Source organism: Pseudomonas sp. NFACC05-1 (genome assembly GCF_900100135.1).
Lineage (GTDB): Bacteria > Pseudomonadota > Gammaproteobacteria > Pseudomonadales > Pseudomonadaceae > Aquipseudomonas > Aquipseudomonas fluorescens_Q.
Genome location: NZ_FMTR01000004.1, coordinates 38,107 through 56,863 on the forward strand (window position 1 = coordinate 38,107; position 18,757 = coordinate 56,863).

18 protein-coding genes and 1 riboswitch are annotated in these 18,757 nt (G+C 60.7%); of the genes, 7 read left to right on the forward strand and 11 right to left on the reverse strand.

All coding sequences use genetic code 11. The features are described from left to right. Nucleotides 1–5: 5 nt before the first annotated feature. Nucleotides 6–617: a cob(I)yrinic acid a,c-diamide adenosyltransferase gene (cobO, locus tag BLO97_RS08430; protein WP_092345554.1), complete on the reverse strand. Its 612-nt coding sequence runs from the start codon at nucleotides 615–617 to the stop codon at nucleotides 6–8. 80 nt (nucleotides 618–697) lie between these two features. Then, nucleotides 698–908: riboswitch (cobalamin riboswitch) on the reverse strand. A 158-nt stretch (nucleotides 909–1,066) separates the two neighbouring features. On the opposite strand from cobO, the gene BLO97_RS08435 reads away from it, so the two are divergent. Together BLO97_RS08435 and BLO97_RS08440 are read left to right on the forward strand one after the other, a co-directional pair. Then, on the forward strand, nucleotides 1,067–1,651 hold the full coding sequence (locus BLO97_RS08435) for a hypothetical protein (RefSeq protein WP_092345556.1): 585 nt from the start codon (nucleotides 1,067–1,069) through the stop codon (nucleotides 1,649–1,651). A 178-nt stretch (nucleotides 1,652–1,829) separates the two neighbouring features. Continuing rightward, the gene (locus BLO97_RS08440) at nucleotides 1,830–3,140 is read left to right on the forward strand and encodes a PQQ-dependent sugar dehydrogenase (RefSeq protein ID WP_092345558.1); all 1,311 of its coding nucleotides are present in this window, start codon (nucleotides 1,830–1,832) and stop codon (nucleotides 3,138–3,140) included. A gap of 182 nt (nucleotides 3,141–3,322) precedes the next feature. On the opposite strand, the gene BLO97_RS08445 is transcribed toward BLO97_RS08440, so the two are convergent. The 5 genes from BLO97_RS08445 to BLO97_RS08465 all read right to left on the reverse strand — a co-directional run bounded on the left by BLO97_RS08445 (nucleotide 3,323) and on the right by BLO97_RS08465 (nucleotide 7,900). Next, nucleotides 3,323–3,856 (reverse strand): C40 family peptidase, encoded by a 534-nt coding sequence (locus BLO97_RS08445; RefSeq protein WP_092345560.1) that lies wholly within the window; start codon nucleotides 3,854–3,856, stop codon nucleotides 3,323–3,325. 164 nt (nucleotides 3,857–4,020) lie between these two features. Continuing rightward, nucleotides 4,021–4,647, reverse strand: a complete 627-nt coding sequence (locus tag BLO97_RS08450; RefSeq protein WP_092345562.1) for a C40 family peptidase — start codon at nucleotides 4,645–4,647, stop codon at nucleotides 4,021–4,023. A 214-nt stretch (nucleotides 4,648–4,861) separates the two neighbouring features. Continuing rightward, complete coding sequence (gene hda / locus BLO97_RS08455) at nucleotides 4,862–5,566, reverse strand: DnaA regulatory inactivator Hda (RefSeq protein WP_003178999.1); 705 nt, start codon at nucleotides 5,564–5,566, stop codon at nucleotides 4,862–4,864. A 169-nt stretch (nucleotides 5,567–5,735) separates the two neighbouring features. Further along, nucleotides 5,736–6,809, reverse strand: a complete 1,074-nt coding sequence (locus BLO97_RS08460) for an AI-2E family transporter (RefSeq protein ID WP_092345564.1) — start codon at nucleotides 6,807–6,809, stop codon at nucleotides 5,736–5,738. A gap of 32 nt (nucleotides 6,810–6,841) precedes the next feature. Next, nucleotides 6,842–7,900, reverse strand: a complete 1,059-nt coding sequence (locus tag BLO97_RS08465; RefSeq protein WP_092345566.1) for a DUF2066 domain-containing protein — start codon at nucleotides 7,898–7,900, stop codon at nucleotides 6,842–6,844. A 364-nt stretch (nucleotides 7,901–8,264) separates the two neighbouring features. On the opposite strand from BLO97_RS08465, the gene purM reads away from it, so the two are divergent. From purM to BLO97_RS08485, 4 genes are all read left to right on the forward strand, one after another. Continuing rightward, nucleotides 8,265–9,323: a phosphoribosylformylglycinamidine cyclo-ligase gene (purM, locus tag BLO97_RS08470; RefSeq protein ID WP_003204658.1), complete on the forward strand. Its 1,059-nt coding sequence runs from the start codon at nucleotides 8,265–8,267 to the stop codon at nucleotides 9,321–9,323. Then, nucleotides 9,323–9,973 carry a phosphoribosylglycinamide formyltransferase gene (purN, locus tag BLO97_RS08475; protein ID WP_003204660.1) on the forward strand — a complete coding sequence of 217 codons (651 nt, stop codon included), beginning with the start codon at nucleotides 9,323–9,325 and terminating at the stop codon, nucleotides 9,971–9,973. The genes purM and purN overlap by 1 nt, the downstream gene beginning before the upstream one ends. An 8-nt stretch (nucleotides 9,974–9,981) precedes the next feature. After that, nucleotides 9,982–10,695, forward strand: coding sequence for a DUF3108 domain-containing protein (locus BLO97_RS08480; RefSeq protein WP_063324753.1), 714 nt, complete (start codon nucleotides 9,982–9,984; stop codon nucleotides 10,693–10,695). Between the two features lie 276 nt (nucleotides 10,696–10,971). Continuing rightward, nucleotides 10,972–11,166, forward strand: a complete 195-nt coding sequence (locus BLO97_RS08485) for a hypothetical protein (RefSeq protein ID WP_092145286.1) — start codon at nucleotides 10,972–10,974, stop codon at nucleotides 11,164–11,166. Nucleotides 11,167–11,296: 130 nt separating this feature from the next. On the opposite strand, the gene BLO97_RS08490 is transcribed toward BLO97_RS08485, so the two are convergent. From BLO97_RS08490 to cysM, 5 genes are all read right to left on the reverse strand, one after another. Further along, nucleotides 11,297–11,836 (reverse strand): DUF2058 domain-containing protein, encoded by a 540-nt coding sequence (locus tag BLO97_RS08490; RefSeq protein WP_053124301.1) that lies wholly within the window; start codon nucleotides 11,834–11,836, stop codon nucleotides 11,297–11,299. Between the two features lie 26 nt (nucleotides 11,837–11,862). Further along, the gene (mazG, locus tag BLO97_RS08495) at nucleotides 11,863–12,696 is read right to left on the reverse strand and encodes a nucleoside triphosphate pyrophosphohydrolase (RefSeq protein ID WP_063324752.1); all 834 of its coding nucleotides are present in this window, start codon (nucleotides 12,694–12,696) and stop codon (nucleotides 11,863–11,865) included. 113 nt (nucleotides 12,697–12,809) lie between these two features. Continuing rightward, nucleotides 12,810–15,056 carry a GTP diphosphokinase gene (gene relA, locus BLO97_RS08500; RefSeq protein WP_003204671.1) on the reverse strand — a complete coding sequence of 749 codons (2,247 nt, stop codon included), beginning with the start codon at nucleotides 15,054–15,056 and terminating at the stop codon, nucleotides 12,810–12,812. A gap of 100 nt (nucleotides 15,057–15,156) precedes the next feature. Continuing rightward, on the reverse strand, nucleotides 15,157–16,527 hold the full coding sequence (gene rlmD, locus BLO97_RS08505; protein ID WP_072346486.1) for a 23S rRNA (uracil(1939)-C(5))-methyltransferase RlmD: 1,371 nt from the start codon (nucleotides 16,525–16,527) through the stop codon (nucleotides 15,157–15,159). Continuing rightward, nucleotides 16,527–17,429, reverse strand: a complete 903-nt coding sequence (gene cysM, locus BLO97_RS08510) for a cysteine synthase CysM (protein ID WP_092345568.1) — start codon at nucleotides 17,427–17,429, stop codon at nucleotides 16,527–16,529. The genes rlmD and cysM overlap by 1 nt, the downstream gene beginning before the upstream one ends. A 1,086-nt stretch (nucleotides 17,430–18,515) precedes the next feature. Here cysM and BLO97_RS08525 point away from each other — a divergent pair. Then, a complete protein-coding gene (locus BLO97_RS08525) occupies nucleotides 18,516–18,716 on the forward strand; it encodes a response regulator transcription factor (protein WP_092345575.1) in 201 nt (66 codons plus the stop codon). The last annotated feature ends 41 nt before the right edge of the window (nucleotides 18,717–18,757 follow it).

Sequence of the window (18,757 nt, forward strand, 5' to 3'; positions counted from 1 at the left end):
GTCACTCACAGCTCGACGCCTTTCTGCGCCTTGATGCCGGCCTGGAACGCGTGCTTGACCATGCCCATCTCGGTGACGGTGTCGGCCAGTTCGATCATTTCCGGCTTGGCGCCACGACCGGTCACCACCACGTGTTGCATTGGCGGGCGGGCCTGGAGATCGCTGAGGACCTGATCGAGGTCGAGGTAACCGTGCTTGAGGGCGATATTGAGTTCATCGAGCACCACCAGGCCAACGGAAGGATCGCCGAGCAACTGGCGCGATACCGCCCAGGCCGCTTCGGCGGCGGCGATGTCGCGCTGGCGGTCCTGGGTTTCCCAGGTGAAGCCTTCGCCCATGACATGAAAACGCACCTGCTCCGGGAAGCGGCGGAAAAACAATTCTTCGCCCGTGCTGTTGCGCCCTTTGATGAACTGCACCACACCACACTGCATGCCGTGCCCCATAGCCCGAGCGAGCATGCCGAACGCCGAACTGCTCTTGCCCTTGCCGTTGCCGGTCAGCACCAGCAGCAGGCCACACTCGTTCGGCGAATTGGCGATGCGCTCGTCGATCACGGCTTTCTTGCGCAGCATGCGCGCCAGGTGGCGTTCGTCGCGATCCGGGGTGTCGATCATGGGGGAGCTCTCCGTTGGGCTTGGATAACGGCGGGCGGGCACAAAAAAAGACGGCAACAAGCCTGGCATCGCCCACCGTGATGCCGTTGGATGAATCAGGCCGGTCTCCGGGCTCATGAGCGGCGTGATGCCGGGCTGCGCGCCTTCCCATGTCCATGGACACAGTGGCCTGTAGGCAACCTTGACTCATTTACCGTTGCGGGGGCAGCGCCGGGTTCGTATGCACTCACCGGCTTCCCTGTTTCACTCTGTCGGCCACGGCCACAGAGCACCTGAAACAAGCGGCGAAGGTTAGAGGGTTGGGGGTGGAGCGTCAATTAAAGCCGCCACGGGTCCAGCGCTGTTTATTGGCCGGGATCAATGGAATGACGTCAATCTTGTGTCACGCTGAGGGAAGTGATATCAAAGCGGCATCACGACCCGATATCACAAGAACAAGAGGGCAATGTATGCAAGGCATGATCATCAGCAATCCAAAACTGGAATTCCTGCGTCCGGTGCTGGAACGTTGGTTTGACTGTATCGACCGCTACAACGCCGTGCGCGGCGATAACGACACGCCTTACTGGTTCGATGAACGGGCCAACCTGGGCCTGCTGTCGGCCGCAGCCTGGATGGCCGAGATGGTCACGCTGCAGGATGCCCCGACCCGCAAGCAGAATGAAGAAGGCGAACGCAACGTCAGCGCCGATCTGTTTATCGCCAGTACCGAGGAGCGCGCCTTCATCCAGGCCACCCAACGCTGGCCCAAGGTCAGCAACCTGAACCTGACCCAGCCCCTGCAGGAAGCCGCCAGCGATGCCAAGCGCATCAGCTATGCCAGCGACCTGAAGCTGGGTTGCCTGTTCGTCTCGCCGCAAAAAGCCCAGCAGAGCGCCACGCCCGAAGAACTGCAGGACATGATCGACGACCTGCAAAAGGAAAACACCTGCGCCGTGGCCTGGTATTTCCCTTACGCCTACCGCAAGTTGCGCAATGAAGCCGGCTTCTATCACCCCGGCATCGCCGTGCTGTTCAAACAGGCCCACGGCTGACTCATTCAAGAACTGTGGGAGCTTGCTCGCGATAGCGGTACGCCTGGCAACATCTATCTTGACTGTCACGCCGTCATCGCGAGCAAGCTCGCTCCCACAGGGTTTCGCGTGCAGTTTGAACCATCCGTGCGTCTACGCTTCTCTATGAATAACTCCATGCATTCATAGGGAAGCCAGCATGCTCAAGCCACCCCATCTCCTGATCGTCGCCCTTGCCGCCGGGCTTGTCGCTTGTGGCGAGTCGTCCACCCTGCAAGTGTCCGACGGCACCGGTCCCGCGCCGAAGCTGCCTGAACCGAACAAGACCCTGGTGCCTACCGTCAACATCGCCGAAGCCGTCGGCTGGGCCAGCGGCGCCAAACCCACCCCGGCCCCAGGCCTGCAAGTGGTCGCCTTCGCCGAAGGGCTGGACCATCCGCGCTGGCTCTATGTGTTGCCCAATGGCGATGTGCTGGTGGCCGAAACCAACGCCCCACCCAAACCGGACGATTCCAAGGGCATCCGCGGCTGGGTGATGAAAAAGGTCATGGGCCGCGCCGGTGCCGGCGTGCCCAGCCCCAATCGCATCACGCTGCTGCGCGACGCCAATCATGACGGCGTCGCCGAAACCCGCACGGTGTTCCTGGAAAATCTCAACTCGCCGTTCGGCATGACCCTGGTGGGCAATGACCTGTACGTGGCCGACACCGACCGGCTGATCCGCTTCCCCTATAAGGACGGTGACACGCAGATCAAGGCGCAACCGACCAAGGTCGTCGATTTGCCGGGCGGCACGCTCAATCATCACTGGACCAAAAACGTCATCGCCAGCCGGGACGGCAGCACGCTGTACGTCACCACCGGTTCGAACAGCAACGTCGCGGAAAACGGCATGGAGGCCGAAGAAGGTCGCGCCGCCATCTGGGAAGTGGACCGAGCCAGTGGCAATCACCGCATATTTGCCTCGGGCCTGCGCAACCCCAACGGCCTGGCCTGGGAACCCCGCAGCGGTGCCCTGTGGACGGCCGTGAACGAGCGGGATGAAATCGGCAGCGACCTGGTGCCGGACTACATCACTTCGGTCAAGGACGGCGCGTTCTATGGCTGGCCCTACAGCTACTATGGGCAGCACGTCGATGTGCGGGTCGAACCGCAGAATCCGGCCCTGGTGGCCAAGGCCATCGCCCCGGATTACGCCGTCGGCCCTCACACCGCATCGCTAGGCCTGACCTTCGCCGAAGGCAGCCGCTTGCCTGCACCCTTCACCGAAGGGGCGTTCATCGGGCAGCACGGGTCCTGGAACCGTAAGCCCCACAGTGGTTATAAAGTGATTTTTGTACCGTTCACTGGCGGCAAGCCCGTGGGACAACCCGTGGATGTGCTCACCGGTTTCCTGAACGCCGACGAAAAAGCCCAGGGCCGGCCGGTGGGCGTGGTGATCGATCAACAGGGTGGGTTGCTGGTGGCTGATGATGTGGGGAACAAGGTTTGGCGGGCGTCGGGTAAATAACCCACCACCCAAGACTTGTGAAAGAACCCTGTTTGGTCCGAGGACATGGTGAACACCCGTGGCGAGGGAGCTTGCTCCCGCTGGGCTGCGAAGCAGCCCCTGCTTCTGGCGGTTGCTGCGCAACCGAGCGGGAGCAAGCTCCCTCGCCACAAAAGCTTTCTAGCATTGCAAACGTTGAAGGGTCAGGGATTGCGCGCCAAATGCTCCGGCTGCAGCACCCGCTTGGCGCCCAGGTAAGCCCTCTGCCAGTAAGCCTTGGACAGGCTATCGAGCTTTACCGTGCCACCGGTGGCCGGTGCATGGACGAAACGGCCCTCCCCCACATAGATCCCGGCATGGCTGACCTGGGAGCCGCCGTTGGTGGCGAAGAAAATCAAATCACCTGTCTGCAACGCCTCCTTGCCCACATCCGGGGCGCGCATGCCGATCATTTCCCGCGTGGAACGTGGCAGGGAAATACCCGCCGCATCGCGGTAGACGTAACCAATCAAGCCGCTGCAATCGAAACCCGAATCCGGCGTATTACCGCCCCAGCGATACGGCGTCCCCACCAAACCCAATGCCCGGAACAGCACATCTTCGGCGGCAGGGGAAAAGGTTTGTGAGGGGGCAAAGACCACCGGAGCCCGCACGGGAGCTGGCGGTGGAGTGCGGCTGGCGCAAGCGCTGAGCAGCGCGGCGAGGAACATGAGAGCGAGGCGGGCCGACGTCGACATATGCAGAACAATCCTGATCTGGATGCGGCTTTTCTGCCGTGGGCATGAAAACAAATCCGCCTGCGGAGTACGCAGGCGGATTGCCATCAAACAATGATCAGGATTCTAGCGGCTATACGACAAACTTCAAGTAAGACTTTAAGTTTGCCTTACAAACTGTGTGCTTACTTGCGGGCAGTGACCACAGTCGGCGCCATGGCGAGGGCGCGCTTGGCTTCGATGAAGGTCTTGCTCCAGTAGCTGTCGCCCAGGCTGTCGATCCGCACGCCACCGCTGCGGCGGCTGCTGGAATGGATGAACTGGTTGTCGCCCAGGTAGATACCGGCATGGCTGACGCGACCGCGACGACCGTTGGTGCTGAAGAACAGCAGGTCACCGGGCTCCAGTTGGTTGCGAGCCACCAGTGGGGCGTTCACGTTGATCATTTCGCGGGTGGAGCGCGGCAGGTTCATGCCGGCCTCTTCGCGGAACAGATAACCGATGAAACCGCTGCAATCGAAGCCAGCTTCAGAGGTGCCGCCAAAACGGTAGCGGGTCCCGATCAACGACATCCCGCGTTCCAGGATGCTGTCAGCCAATACTGGAAGCTGGTAAGGCTTGCTGCCGGCGAAGGCTGCGAGCTCTTTGTCGGAGGCCATTTCTTCCTGGAACGCAACGGAGGAAGACTGGGCGGTAACGGAGTTCTTGACCTGTGGTTCCTGCGCTTGCTGGGACACTGGGGAGTGGGCAGCGCAACCAAACAACAGGGTAACGAGTGCGAGAGGCACGAGGGGTGCGAAGCGATTTAGCATGGGCACGACCGTGGCTGAAGTAGTAAAGATGGCGAGACTATGCCTTCTATCAACCTCATTTGCAAATTCAATCGATGCAAATGTGACTTCTCGGTTTTACGCTTACATCTAAGCGCTTAAGCCCGACCTGAGCGGGTTACAGCCCTACAGCCCAGTAAAACCGCGGGCTTCACCGGACCCAGAAGAGGCTTTAAGCCATCATCGGACGACAGTTTTACCAGCCCAAAGTTTCTTTCAAAAAAGGAATGGTCAGCTTGCGCTGGGCCTGAAGGGAGGCCTGGTCGAGGCGTTCGAGCAGTTCGAACAGCGCGCTCATGCTGCGGGTGCCACGGGTGAGGATGAAATGCCCGACTTCGTCGGTCAGGTGCAGGCCACGCCGGGACGCGCGCAGCTGCAAGGCACGAAGTTTGTCTTCGTCGGAAAGCGGACGCATCTGGAAAATCAGCGCCAGGGTGAGACGGGACTTGAGGTCCGCCAGCTTCACCGGCAGCTCCCGTGGCGACGTCGACGCGGCGATCAGCAAGCGCCGACCGCTGTCGCGCAACCGATTGAACAGATGAAACAGCGCCTCTTCCCAATCAGCCTTGCCGGCCACGGCCTGGAGATCGTCCAGGCAGACCAGTTCGTACTGCTCAAGGTTGTCGAGGATCTCAACACCGCGGTCAAGCAATTCGGCCAACGGCAGGTACACCGCAGGTTCGCCCAATTGTTCGAACCGCAGGCACGCGGCCTGCAACAGATGCGTGCGCCCTACCCCGTCCTTGCCCCACAGGTAGATCAGGCTTTCGGTCCAGCCGGCGTCGGCTTCGCAAAGCCGCTCGACATAGCCGAGTGCAGCGGCATTGGCGCCTGGGTAGTAATTGATAAAGGTGGCGTCATCACGCAGACGCACACCTAGGGGCAGCTGAATCGGTTTCATGCTGACTGAACAGTTCCAAAGGAACCGTTAGTGGCCTCTGTGTAAAGTTCGCAAAGTTTATACCCGTGACACGGACCGCACAATGCGCCGGACCACGAGCAAAATCAAAGGTTTGCAGCGGCAAGAGGACAGAGCGTCGGTTTCCCTGACGCTCCGCCAACGATTTGCCCTACAGGTCGGGGTCTTCAGCGCCGCTATAAATGTCCGAATCCTTGTACAAATCATGCATATGGCGCACCAGCACCATGATCACCGCCGCCACCGGCAGCGCCAACAGAATCCCGGTGAAGCCGAACAACTCTCCCCCAGCCAGGATCGCGAAGATCACCGCTACCGGATGCAGGCCAATACGATCGCCCACCAGCAGCGGCGTCAGCACCATGCCCTCCAGCGCCTGACCGACCATGAACACCGCGACGATGCCCAGCATCGGGTACAGGTCGCCGCCGAACTGGAACAGTCCGGCGATCAATGCCGCGCCAATACCAATCACAAACCCCATGTACGGCACGATGGCGGCCAGGCCGGCGATGAGGCCGATCAACAGGCCCAGCTCCAGTCCTACTAGCATCAGCCCTGCGGCATAGATGAAACCCAGCGCCACCATCACCAGCAGTTGCCCGCGCACGAACGCCCCCAGCACTTCGTGGCATTCGAAGGTCAAGGTCATGATGCGTTCTTCACGGTGACGCGGCAGCAGGCTACGAATCTTCGCCATCATCAGATCCCAATCCCGCAGCAGATAGAAGGCCACCACCGGAATCAGCACCAGGTTCGCCAGCCAGCCGATCAACGCCAGGCCCGAGGCCGTGGCCTGGCTCAACACCACGCCAACGATGTCGGTGGTCTGGCCCATGTGCTCGCTGATAGCCGCCTTGACCTTGTCGAACTTCCAGAAACCGTCCGCCAGCCCTAGCTTCGATTGCACCCACGGCACCGCGCTGTGCTGCAACCAATCGAGCATCTGCGGCGCCAATTCGTACAGGCGCAACAGTTGCTTGGCGAGCATCGGTATCAGCACCAGCAACAGGGCGCTCACAATCAGTGTGAACAGCGCAAATACCGCCACCACGCCCCATGTGCGCGACAGGCCGAGTTTTTCCAGGCGATCCACCACCGGATCGAACAGATAGGCCAACAGCAGCGCGACCAGGAACGGTGTGAGGATCGGATGCAGCAAATAGATAAGGGCGAACAGCAGGGCAACCCCACCCAACCAGAACCAACGCCGCGTATCGCCCATGAACCACTCCTAGCTATATAAAGAAAGAAAACCTACCAGCGGAACCGCAGATTGGCTGCCGGCGCCGGCACAGGTGCTGCAACCGGGGCCGAGCCATCGGCGGCGGGAGGCGCCACTGGCACTGGCGCGACGGCCTCGTCGGGCGGAACTTCCTGAAGTTTCGCCAGGGCCAGTTGCGCCTTCAACTGCTCGGCGCTGCCGTTGACTCGATAGACGATCCGATCACCCTCGACCTGCTGCAACTGCCCACCAAATGGTTCGAGCAAACGCCCAAGCGCCGCATACCGCTCAAGGTTCATGCCCTGCACCTCCAGCAAACGCTCAGTCGCCACGCCCGGCTTGGCGACGAAGCGCGGCGCCAGGCGCTGGTTCACCGCCAACATCACCGCGTCAGCCAATGCGGCCGGATCGGCGCCCTGGGCCGTACCCTGCTCACGCTGATCGCCCAGCCACAGGCGCCAGGCCCCATTCCACTGCCCGCCCTCCTCCTTGGCGTGGACCGCCAGCAAGGCGTCTGTCGCGTAGCGCTCCGAGGCATCGCGCAAAGGCGCCGGATCGCTGCCTTCCAGGTTTGGTGCGGTGGCAACGATCTGCTCGCTCAAGTCCGCCAGCGGCAGGTGCAACGCCAGCCCCCGATGCTGGGCGGCACGCCGCAATGGCGTGGCGCTGGCCTGGCCATCGCCCACCAGGCTGGAGCCCTCGGCTGAGTCGTTCAGCCACCAACCCAGGATCGATGGCCGGTTCGCACTCCACAGTGACAAGCCTGCCGAGCGCAACGCCCGGTCGGTACTCGCCGGGTCGAAGTCCACCTTGAGGCTTTCCGGCGGGCCGGCGTCGTAGCCATATTGAAGAATGATCTGTTGCGGGTCCTTGCGGATCGCCGCCAGGCCAGGATTCTGGGAGGCCTTGGCGTCGCCGGTCAGGCGCAGCACCAACGTGTCCAGCGCACGCAGAGTCGCCTGGTTACGCTCTTCCGGGGTCTGGCTGCTGACCGGCTCGAGCACTTGATACAGGCCATTGACGGTTTCGGCATGGCTCGCCAGGCTGATCAGCGCCAGGCAGCCCATAGACAAGAATTTGAACAAACGCATGGAAGATTCCCGGACATAACGGCTGGAACAGGCCGTGTGAAGAAGATTGAGCATGGCTGTGACCACAACACCCGGCAAAACATTCACACGCCCGATGGAAGTTTCGCATGGTCATCACCATAGCCGGTTACCGCTACACCTTATACAGACGCGCTACGCAGTACCAATATAAGAAATATCGGTTTTTTTCCGTGGATATGTCCCTGCCCGTCGGCGCGAGGATGGCCGCTGCCCCTCAAGCCTGATAAAATCGCGCGCCTTCGCAGACCGGCAATGGCTGGGCTCCCGGAATAATTCGTACAACGGTTATTCAATGGCCCCGGCGTCGGTCGTTACCCAGAAATCCCCCCTAAAGGCCTGGATCATGAGCAAGCAACCCTCCCTGAGCTACAAGGACGCCGGTGTAGACATCGACGCCGGTGAAGCATTGGTCGAACGCATCAAGAGCGTCGCCAAGCGCACTGCGCGTCCGGAAGTCATGGGCGGCCTGGGCGGTTTCGGCGCCCTCTGCGAGATCCCGGCCGGCTACAAGCAACCGGTCCTGGTCTCGGGCACCGACGGTGTCGGCACCAAGCTGCGCCTGGCCCTGAACCTGAACAAGCACGACAGCATCGGCATCGACCTGGTGGCCATGTGCGTGAACGACCTGGTGGTCTGCGGCGCCGAGCCGCTGTTCTTCCTCGACTACTACGCCACCGGCAAACTGAACGTCGATACCGCCGCTCAGGTGGTGACCGGCATCGGTGCCGGCTGTGAACTGTCCGGCTGCTCCCTGGTCGGTGGCGAAACCGCTGAAATGCCTGGCATGTACGAAGGCGAAGACTACGACCTGGCCGGCTTCTGCGTCGGCGTGGTAGAGAAAGCCGAGATCATCGACGGCTCGAAAGTCGCCGCTGGCGATGCCCTGCTCGCCCTGCCGTCCTCCGGCCCGCACTCCAACGGCTACTCGCTGATCCGCAAGATCATCGAAGTCTCGGGTGCCGACATCGAAAACACCCAGCTCGACGGCAAGCCACTGGCCGACCTGCTGATGGCCCCGACCCGCATCTACGTCAAGCCGCTGCTCAAGCTGATCAAGGACACCGGCGCCGTCAAGGCCATGGCCCACATCACCGGCGGCGGCCTGCTGGACAACATCCCGCGCGTGCTGCCAAAAGGCGCCCAGGCCGTGGTCGACGTGGCGAGCTGGACCCGCCCGGCGGTGTTCGACTGGCTGCAAGAGAAAGGCAATGTCGATGAAACCGAAATGCACCGCGTGCTGAACTGCGGCGTGGGCATGGTCATCTGCGTGGCCCAGGAGCACGTCGAGACCGCCCTGAACGTATTGCGTGAAGCTGGCGAGCAGCCTTGGGTCATCGGCCAGATCGCTACCGCGGCCGAAGGCGCTGCACAGGTCGAGCTGAAAAACCTTAAGGCGCATTGATGTCCGCAACCTGTGACGTGGTGGTGCTGCTGTCCGGCACCGGCAGTAATTTGCAGGCCCTGATCGACAGCACCCGGACCGGCGACAGCCCGGTCCGTATCCGCGCGGTAATCTCCAACCGCGCCGATGCCTATGGCCTGCAACGCGCCAAGGACGCGGGGATCGACACCCGCGTCCTGGATCACAAGGCGTTCGAGGGCCGCGAAGCCTTCGACGCCGCGTTGATCGAACAGATCGACACCTTCAATCCGCAACTGGTGGTCCTCGCTGGCTTCATGCGCATCCTCAGCGCCGGCTTCGTGCGTCACTACCAGGGCCGCCTGTTCAATATCCATCCTTCGCTGCTACCCAAATACAAAGGGTTACACACTCACCAGCGGGCGCTGGAGGCCGGAGACACGGAGCATGGCTGCTCGGTGCACTTTGTCACCGAGGAACTCGATGGCGGACCACTGGTCGTACAGGCAGTAATACCGGTAGAGTTGCACGACACGCCGCAAAGCCTGGCGCAACGGGTTCACGCCCGCGAGCACCAGATCTACCCGATGGCCGTGCGTTGGTTTGCCGAAGGAAGGCTGACCCTCGACGATCGCGGAGCCTCACTGGACGGCCAGTTGCTCGCCGCCAGCGGCCATTTGATTCGATACTAGGAGATTTTATGCGTCGCGCCCTGCTCTTCGCTTGCGCTCTGCTTGCCCTGCCCCTGGCACAGGCTGCGGAACTACAACCGTTCTCCGCCAGCTATACCGCCGACTGGAAACAATTGCCCATGAGCGGCACCGCCGAGCGCAGCCTGACCAAGGAAGCCAACGGCACCTGGAAGCTGAGCTTCAAGGCTTCGATGATGATCGCCAGCCTGACCGAAGAAAGCACCCTGACCCTGGACAAGGACACGCTGCTGCCACAGTCCTACCACTTCGAACGCGGTGGCCTGGGCAAAGCCAAGAAGGCCGACCTGGACTTCGATTGGAACACCAAGATGGTCACCGGCACCGATCGCGGCGACGCGGTCAAGCTGCCGCTCAACCGTGGCATGGTCGATAAATCCACCTATCAACTGGCCCTGCAGCACGACGTGGCGGCCGGCAAGAAAAGCATGAGCTATCAGGTCGTCGATGATGGCGAGATCGATACTTATGACTTCCGCGTGCTGGGCTCGGAAAAAGTCGACACCAAGGCCGGCCAGATCGACGCGATCAAGGTCGAGCGCGTGCGCGACCCGACGCAAAGCAAACGCATCACCGTGCTCTGGTTCGCCAAGGACTGGGACTACCTGCTGGTGCGCCTGCAACAGGTCGAGACCGACGGCAAGGAGTACAACATCATGCTCCTGGACGGCACGGTCAACGGCAAGGCTGTGAAAGGCAGCTGATCGACGCAAACACCAGGAAGCCCCGCCATGCGGGGCTTTTTATTGCCTGGATTTCAAGCTCCCACAGGATTTGTATTCATGGAGGATTGCGACATGAAATCTTCTTCATGAAAAACACCTGCGACCGAATGCCGCGCACCACTTGGCCTGCAGGATTATGGCGCTTTCCATGAAAACTTCTTAACGAACCGGGGCATTTACTTAGCACGCTATCCAAATCTATAACAAAGTCCTGCACACGCCTTGCTGCAGATAACAGAGATTGGAGCTTGCAAGATGACTGTGAAAGTAACTGAACGCGATGACGCCCATATGTCCCACGAAGGCATTGCCGCCGGTATCCGGATCTGGGATGTGCATCAACAGGATTTGCTGGTGGGGATGTTCCACTCGGAGACGGATGCCCATAGCTACAAGGCTGAGCTGGAGCGCGAGGAACGGCTGCGCTCGCGAGAAATGACGGAATCCTGAACGACACGGGGCCCCTGTGGCGAGGGAGCTTGCTCCCGCTGGGCTGCATAGCAGCCCTTTCTTGTGAGCGCTTCGCACTCAAGCGGGAGCAAGCTCCCTCGCCACGGGTCGTTTTTTCAGGTTGCCGGCTTTACCACATCAAATCATCCGGAATCTGATACGCCGCGTACGGATCATCGGCATCCACTTCTTCGGTCTGGGTGTTGAGCTGGACGATGCGCTTGGGATCGCGTTCCTGGATCTTCAGGGCCGCCTCGCGCGGGATCACTTCGTAACCGCCGGCATGGTGGACGATCGCCAACGAGCCGCTGCTCAGCTTGTTGCGCATCAGGGTGTTGACCGAGATGCGCTTGACCTTCTTGTCGTCGACGAAGTTGTAGTAATCCTCGGTGGTCAGCTTCGGCAGGCGCGAGACTTCGATCAATTGCTTGATCTGCGCAGCCCGGGCCTTCTGCTCGACCTTTTCCTGCTGCTGACGGTTGAGTTCCTGGTCGCGCTTGACCTTCTCGGCCATGGCCTCCTGGGCCGCGCGCTGCTGGGAATCGTCCAGTTCGATCTGGCCTTTATGGGCCAGGCGTTGCTGCTTCTGTTTCTCTTTGCCGACCTGCTTGGCCTGCTTTTGGTTGACCAGCCCTGCTTTGAGCAACTGGTCGCGAAGGGAAAGGCTCATGGTGCTTACTCACTTAGGCAACGGCCTCAGCCACAGCTGGGCAAATTCTTTTCCTGACGTTTGGCTTCGCCCCACAAGGCGTCCAACTCTTCGAGGGTGCAATCTTCCATGGGACGGTGGGTGTCGCGCAATGCCTGTTCGATAAATCGGAACCGTCGTTCGAACTTCCCGTTGGCGCCACGCAGGGCGGTTTCCGGGTCGACCTTGAGGTGGCGAGCCAGGTTCACCACGCTGAACAGCAAGTCACCGATCTCGTCGCTGATAGCCACCGGATCGTTGTCGGCCATGGCTTCAAGCACTTCGTCCAGCTCCTCCCGGACCTTGTCGAGCACCGGCAACGGGCCTGGCCAGTCGAAACCGACCTGCGCCGCACGCTTTTGCAGCTTCGCCGAACGGGACAACGCCGGTAGCGCCCCCGGCACATCGTCGAGTAACGACAACTGCTCGGGGGCCGCGGCTTTCTCGGCCCGCTCCTCTGCCTTGATCTCTTCCCAGCGCTGCTTGACCTGCTCTTCACTCAGGCGCGGGATGTCCACTGGCGCGTAAAGGTCCCCGGTAGGAAACACATGGGGATGGCGGCGGATCAGCTTGCGGGTAATGCTGTCGACCACGCCGGCAAATTCGAAGCGGTTCTCTTCCCGGGCCAGTTGGCTGTAATACACCACTTGGAACAACAAGTCGCCCAACTCGCCCTGCAAATGATCGAAGTCGCCGCGCTCGATGGCATCGGCCACTTCGTAGGCTTCTTCAAGCGTATGAGGAACGATGGTCGCGTAGGTTTGCTGGATGTCCCACGGGCAGCCGTACTGCGGGTCCCGCAGGCGATTCATCAGGTGGAGCAGGTCTTCGAGGCTATACATCAATCCATCTCATCACAAAATAACCCTGTGGGAGCGGGCTTGCTCGCGATGGCGGCCGGTCAGTGATGGACCGCTATCGCGAGCAAGCTCGCTCCCACATGTTTGGACTGCGCTTAACCTGGCGTCCGGTTACGCCGGGTCTCGATGATGTTCGGCAACTGGGAAATCCGCCCCAGCAACCGCCCCAGCGCATCCAGCCCCGGGATCTCGATGGTCAGCGACATCAACGCGGTGTTGTCTTCCTTGTTCGAACGGGTGTTGACCGCCAGCACGTTGATCCGCTCGTTCAGCAACACCTGGGACACGTCACGCAGCAGGCCGGAGCGGTCATAGGCGCGGATGACGATGTCCACCGGGTAGGTGAGCACCGGTACCGGGCCCCAACTGACCTGGATGATCCGCTCCGGCTCGCGACCGGCCAGTTGCAGCACCGAGGCACAGTCCTGTCGGTGAATGCTCACGCCACGGCCCTGGGTGATGTAGCCGACGATCGCATCCCCCGGCAACGGCTGGCAGCAGCCGGCCATCTGGGTCATCAGGTTGCCCACGCCCTGGATCTGGATATCGCCACGCTTGCCCGGTTTGTAGCCGGTAGCCTTGCGCGGGATCAGCTCCAGTTGCTCGTTGCCCCGCTCCGGCTCCACCAGTTGCTGGGCCAGGTTGACCAACTGCGCCAGGCGCAGATCGCCGGCACCGAGGGCGGCGAACATGTCTTCGGCGGTTTTCATGTTGGCTTTTTCGGCCAGCTTGTCGAAATCCACCTGCGGCAGGCCCAGGCGACCGAGTTCGCGCTCGAGCAGGGTCTTGCCAGCGGCGACGTTCTGGTCGCGAGCCTGCAACTTGAACCAGTGGACGATTTTCGCCCGGGCCCGCGACGTGGTGATGTAGCCCAGGTTCGGGTTCAGCCAGTCGCGGCTCGGCGTACCGTGCTTGCTGGTGATGATCTCGACCTGTTCACCGGTCTGCAGACTGTAGTTGAGCGGTACGATCCGCCCGTTGATCTTGGCGCCACGGCAGTTGTGGCCGATCTCGGTGTGGACCCGGTAGGCGAAGTCCAGCGGCGTCGCGCCCTTGGGCAGGTCGATGGCATGGCCGTCGGGGGTGAAGATATAGACCCGGTCCGGCTCGATATCGACCCGCAGCTGTTCGGCCAGGCCGCCGATGTCACCCAGTTCCTCGTGCCACTCCAGCACCTGACGCAGCCAGGAGATCTTCTCTTCGTAGTGATTGGAGCCGGACTTGACGTCGGTGCCCTTGTATTTCCAGTGGGCGCAGACGCCCAGCTCAGCCTCCTCGTGCATCGCATGGGTGCGAATCTGCACTTCCAGTACCTTGCCCTCGGGGCCGATCACTGCAGTGTGCAGCGAGCGATAACCGTTTTCCTTGGGGTTGGCGATGTAGTCGTCGAACTCCTTCGGAATGTGCCGCCACAAGGTATGGACGATCCCCAGCGCGGTGTAGCAGTCGCGCATTTCCGGGACCAGGACGCGAACGGCGCGAACGTCGTAGATCTGGCTGAATTCCAGGCCCTTGCGCTGCATTTTTCGCCAGATCGAGTAGATGTGCTTGGCCCGGCCACTGATGTCGGCTACCACGCCGGTGGCCTGCAACTCTTCGCGCAACTGGGTCATCACATCGGTGATGAAACGCTCGCGATCCAGGCGCCGCTCATGCAACAGCTTGGCGATCTGTTTGTATTGATCCGGCTCCAGGTAGCGGAAGGACAGGTCCTCCAGCTCCCACTTGATGTGACCGATGCCGAGACGGTGGGCCAGGGGGGCATAGATGTCGAACACCTCCCGGGCGACGCGATTGCGTTTTTCGTCATCGGCAGACTTCACGGCGCGGATGGCGCAGGTACGTTCGGCCAGCTTGATCAGCGCGACGCGCACGTCGTCAACCATCGCCACCAGCATCTTGCGCAGGTTTTCCACCTGGCCCTGGGTGCCCAGCACCATGGACTGGCGCGGGCTGAGGCTGGCGCTGATGGCGGCCATGCGCAGCACGCCATCGATCAGCTTGGCGACCACCGTGCCGAAGCGCTGGCTGACCACCGGTAGCTGGATCTGGCCTTCGCGCACGCCGCGGTACAACACCGCCGCCACCAGGGAGTCCTGGTCGAGCTTGAGGTCAGCAAGAATTTCGGCGATCTCCAGGCCCGTCTGGAAACTCGAGGTGCCTTCGGACCACAGGTTCTTCGCTGCGTTATGTTGCTGCTCCGCCTCACGAGCGAACTCGCAGGCGGCCTTCAAGGCTTCGCGATCCAGAGCCATGTCGACGCTGACCGCATGATCGAGCCAAGCCTCGAGATTGATACTGCCGTCGGTGTTGATCGGCTGGTGTGCTCTCACCTGTACCATCTTTACTTACCTTCCCTACGACGCAGATTCAATGCGTCAACTTCGCTGACCTTCATGCCCGTGTTTACGCCCAGGGCTGTGGCGAGTTGGCACGAACGGGTCAGTCGGACAAGCCATCCTGGCTCGCTTCAAATAACGCCATGGCCTCGACATGCGCCGTTTGAGGAAACATATCGAGAATCCCGGCACGTTTTAACCGGTAGCCCTGCTTGATCAGTTCGACCGTATCCCGGGCCAAAGTTGCCGGGTTGCACGATACATAGACCAACCGTTTGGCACCCAGGGACGACAGTTTGCGCACCACCTCGAAAGCACCGTCACGGGGTGGGTCCAAGAGTACCGCAGAAAAGCCTTCGCCGATCCATTGGGCATCAGCCAGAGGCTGGGATAAATCGGCCTGAAAAAAGGCCGTGTTATTCAAATTGTTACTGACGGCATTGGCCGCCGCACGATCCACCATGGTCTGCACGCCTTCGACAGCCACCACCTGGCGCACGCTTTTGGCCAGCGGCAAGGCAAAGTTACCCAGGCCGCAGAACAGATCCAGCACCCGTTCCTCGGCTCGCGGTGCCAGCCATTGCAGGGCCTGGGCGATCATCGCCTCGTTGACCCCGGCGTTCACCTGGATGAAATCCCCCGGTCGGTAAGCCAGCTCAAGGTCCCAGGCATCCAGGCGAAACCCGAGAGCTTGCCCGGGCTCGACCGGTTGCGGCTCACCTTCACCGTGCAGCCACAACTGGGCTTCATGGAACGCGCAGAAGTCCTTGAGGATCGTCAGGTCGGCCTCCGACAGCGGCGCCATGTGGCGCAGCAATACCGCGAGGGACGAACCGGCGAACAATTCCACATGCCCCAACGCCTGGGGTTTGCTCAAGCGACGCAGCATCTCCGGCAGGCGGCTCATGATCGGCTGCAAGGGCTGTACCAGCACCGGGCAATCACCGATGGCGACGATGTCCTGGCTGCCGACGGCGCGGAAACCGACTTCGAGTTTTTTCGCCTTCTGATCCCAGCGCACCGCCACGCGGGCGCGACGCCGGTAACCGAATTCCGGCCCGCTCAAGGGCGCGGCCCATTCCTCTGGCACCACCCCGGCCACCCGCGACAACTGCTCGGCGAGCATGCGCTGTTTCAGGGCGAGTTGTTCGTCATGGGGCAAATGTTGGACGCTGCAACCGCCGCAGCGACCAGCATGGACGCACGGCGCCGCACGTCGCAGTTCACTGGGCAGGAACACGCGCTCGGTACGGGCCTCGACCACTTTGCCATGGGCACCGAGCACCCGCGCCTCGACTTCTTCGCCGGCCAGGGCGCCGATGACAAACCAGGTGCGCCCTTCAATGAAGGCGATGCCCCGACCGTCGTTGGCCAGGCGCTCGATGGTCAAGCGCTGCTTCTTGCCGGTGGGCACTTGCGGGGCCCGGCTTCCGCCGCTGGGCTGGAAGCGCAGGCCTCTCTCTTGCTTGGCCATCAGTTGGGCGCGTCGAAAATGCCGGTCGACAGGTAACGGTCGCCACGGTCACAGATGATCGCGACGATCACCGCGTTTTCAACTTCCTTGGACAGGCGCAGCATCCCCGCCACGGCACCGCCCGAAGACACGCCGCAGAAGATGCCCTCCTCGCGCGCCAGGCGACGGGTCACGTCCTCGGCTTCGCTCTGGGCCATGTCGATGATGCGATCCACGCGGTCGGCCTGGTAGATCTTTGGCAAATACTCCTCGGGCCAGCGGCGGATGCCGGGAATGGCCGAGCCTTCCATCGGTTGCAGGCCAATGATCTGCACGTTCGGGTTCTGTTCTTTCAGGTAGCGCGAGGTGCCCATGATGGTGCCGGTGGTGCCCATCGAGCTGACGAAATGGGTGATGGTGCCGTCGGTCTGGCGCCAGATCTCAGGGCCGGTGGAGGTGTAGTGGGCCTCTGGATTGTCGCCGTTGGCGAACTGGTCCAGCACTTTGCCACGACCCTCGGCCTGCATGCGCTCGGCCAGGTCCCGGGCACCTTCCATGCCCTGCTCCTGGGTCACCAGGATCAACTCGGCACCGTAGGCCGTCATCGCTGCCTTGCGCTCGGCGCTGGAGTTGTCGGGCATGATCAGGATCATCTTGTAGCCCTTGATCGCCGCCGCCATCGCCAGGGCAATACCGGTGTTGCCGGAGGTCGCCTCGATCAGCGTGTCGCCAGGCCGGATCTGCCCGCGCAATTCGCCACGGGTGATCATCGACAGCGCCGGCCGGTCCTTGACCGAACCCGCCGGGTTATTCCCTTCAAGCTTGAGCAAAAGCGTATTAGTGGTCACGCCGGGCAAGCGTTGCAAACGGACCAGCGGAGTGTTGCCGACGCAATCGGCGATGGTTGGGTACTGCAGAGTCATGGCGTATTCGCAATCCGGACTGCGGGGGCGCCTATCATACCGGCAAACCTGGCGCGGCCATATCACGCAAAGTAAGGGGGTTATGGCTTATGGGAATAAGCGAGACGAAAGCCGAGCATGCTGCTGTGTGGGGAGCTTGTCTCCTCGCCACCAGATCCGCGCTATCCGCGCTCGTGCGCATGACGCTCAAGCCCATGTAATCGACCTTGTATTCCCCGCAGTCCTTTTGCTGCAGATCTGAGAGCTCAAATCGTGCATGCATATCTGTTGTAAGCACCATCTGTAGGCACTCTTCCGCCCTATTTGTGGGTTCGCTCCTCTTATATTGATGACTAAGCAGTCAAAGATGTCTGGCTTTACACCGTGTTCTTTACAGTCGTCCGGCTAAACGTATTAGTAGATATTGAGCAATAACAATGGCCAAGGCGAAACAAAAATATCCACAGCCCAGCGCCCGGCGGACTTGCGGGCAACGCTTGCGCAACCTATTGGAAGAGTACGGCATCTCTCACTCGGCCTTTGCCGAGGTGCTAGGCATCAGCCCTCAATGCCTGACGAACTGGAGCGCGCGGGGTATACCTAGGCTGCGGGTGGAGCCATTGGCACGTTTGCTGAGTGTCAGTGAAGTATGGCTGACGACTGGGGAGGGTGAGCGGACACGTGACCTACATCGGGAGGTGGAACAGGATCAGGCGGGTTCGAGAGGTTAAGACTGGAGCGCCCTCCCGATAAAAGCACCTTCCTCAATTTCCTCGCCTGATTGAAAAGCGCGATTTGGTTACCGGCATTCTGGCTGTAATCAATGGCTAGCTGGGCGTCCGGGCCTGTCACTGCGCCAAGGCTTTATCGTTCGCTTCCTCCATATTCGCTCCATCTAACCGAAAGATCTGTCACTTTCTGTAGTACTTATTACCCCACAAGGGAAGTTCTTTCCTCGCGCCACATAAAAATCTGTAGGAATACGATTTTTTATCGGATCTTTCCTGCGATTCATCGAGACATTCATGAACTAGTAAATCATCAGACATACCGATAACATTATTACCAAGAAATTCAGCACTCAATCTTAACCAAGGAAACAGCCAATTGAAGAAAAACAATGAAGACCTAACAAAGCGAGAACATGAAGTCCTGCAATTACTTCTGCTAGGCGAAACAAACAAAAAAATAGCTTTAGCGCTCGGCATTAGCGATTTCACTGTGCGAGAATATGTCTCCTCAATTTTAAGAAAGAAAGGGGTAAACACCAGAGGAAAATTATTTTCGGAGAGACTCAATAAACATTAAAACCCGCAACTAATTTAAGAATCTTAACCACCCACCCCTTC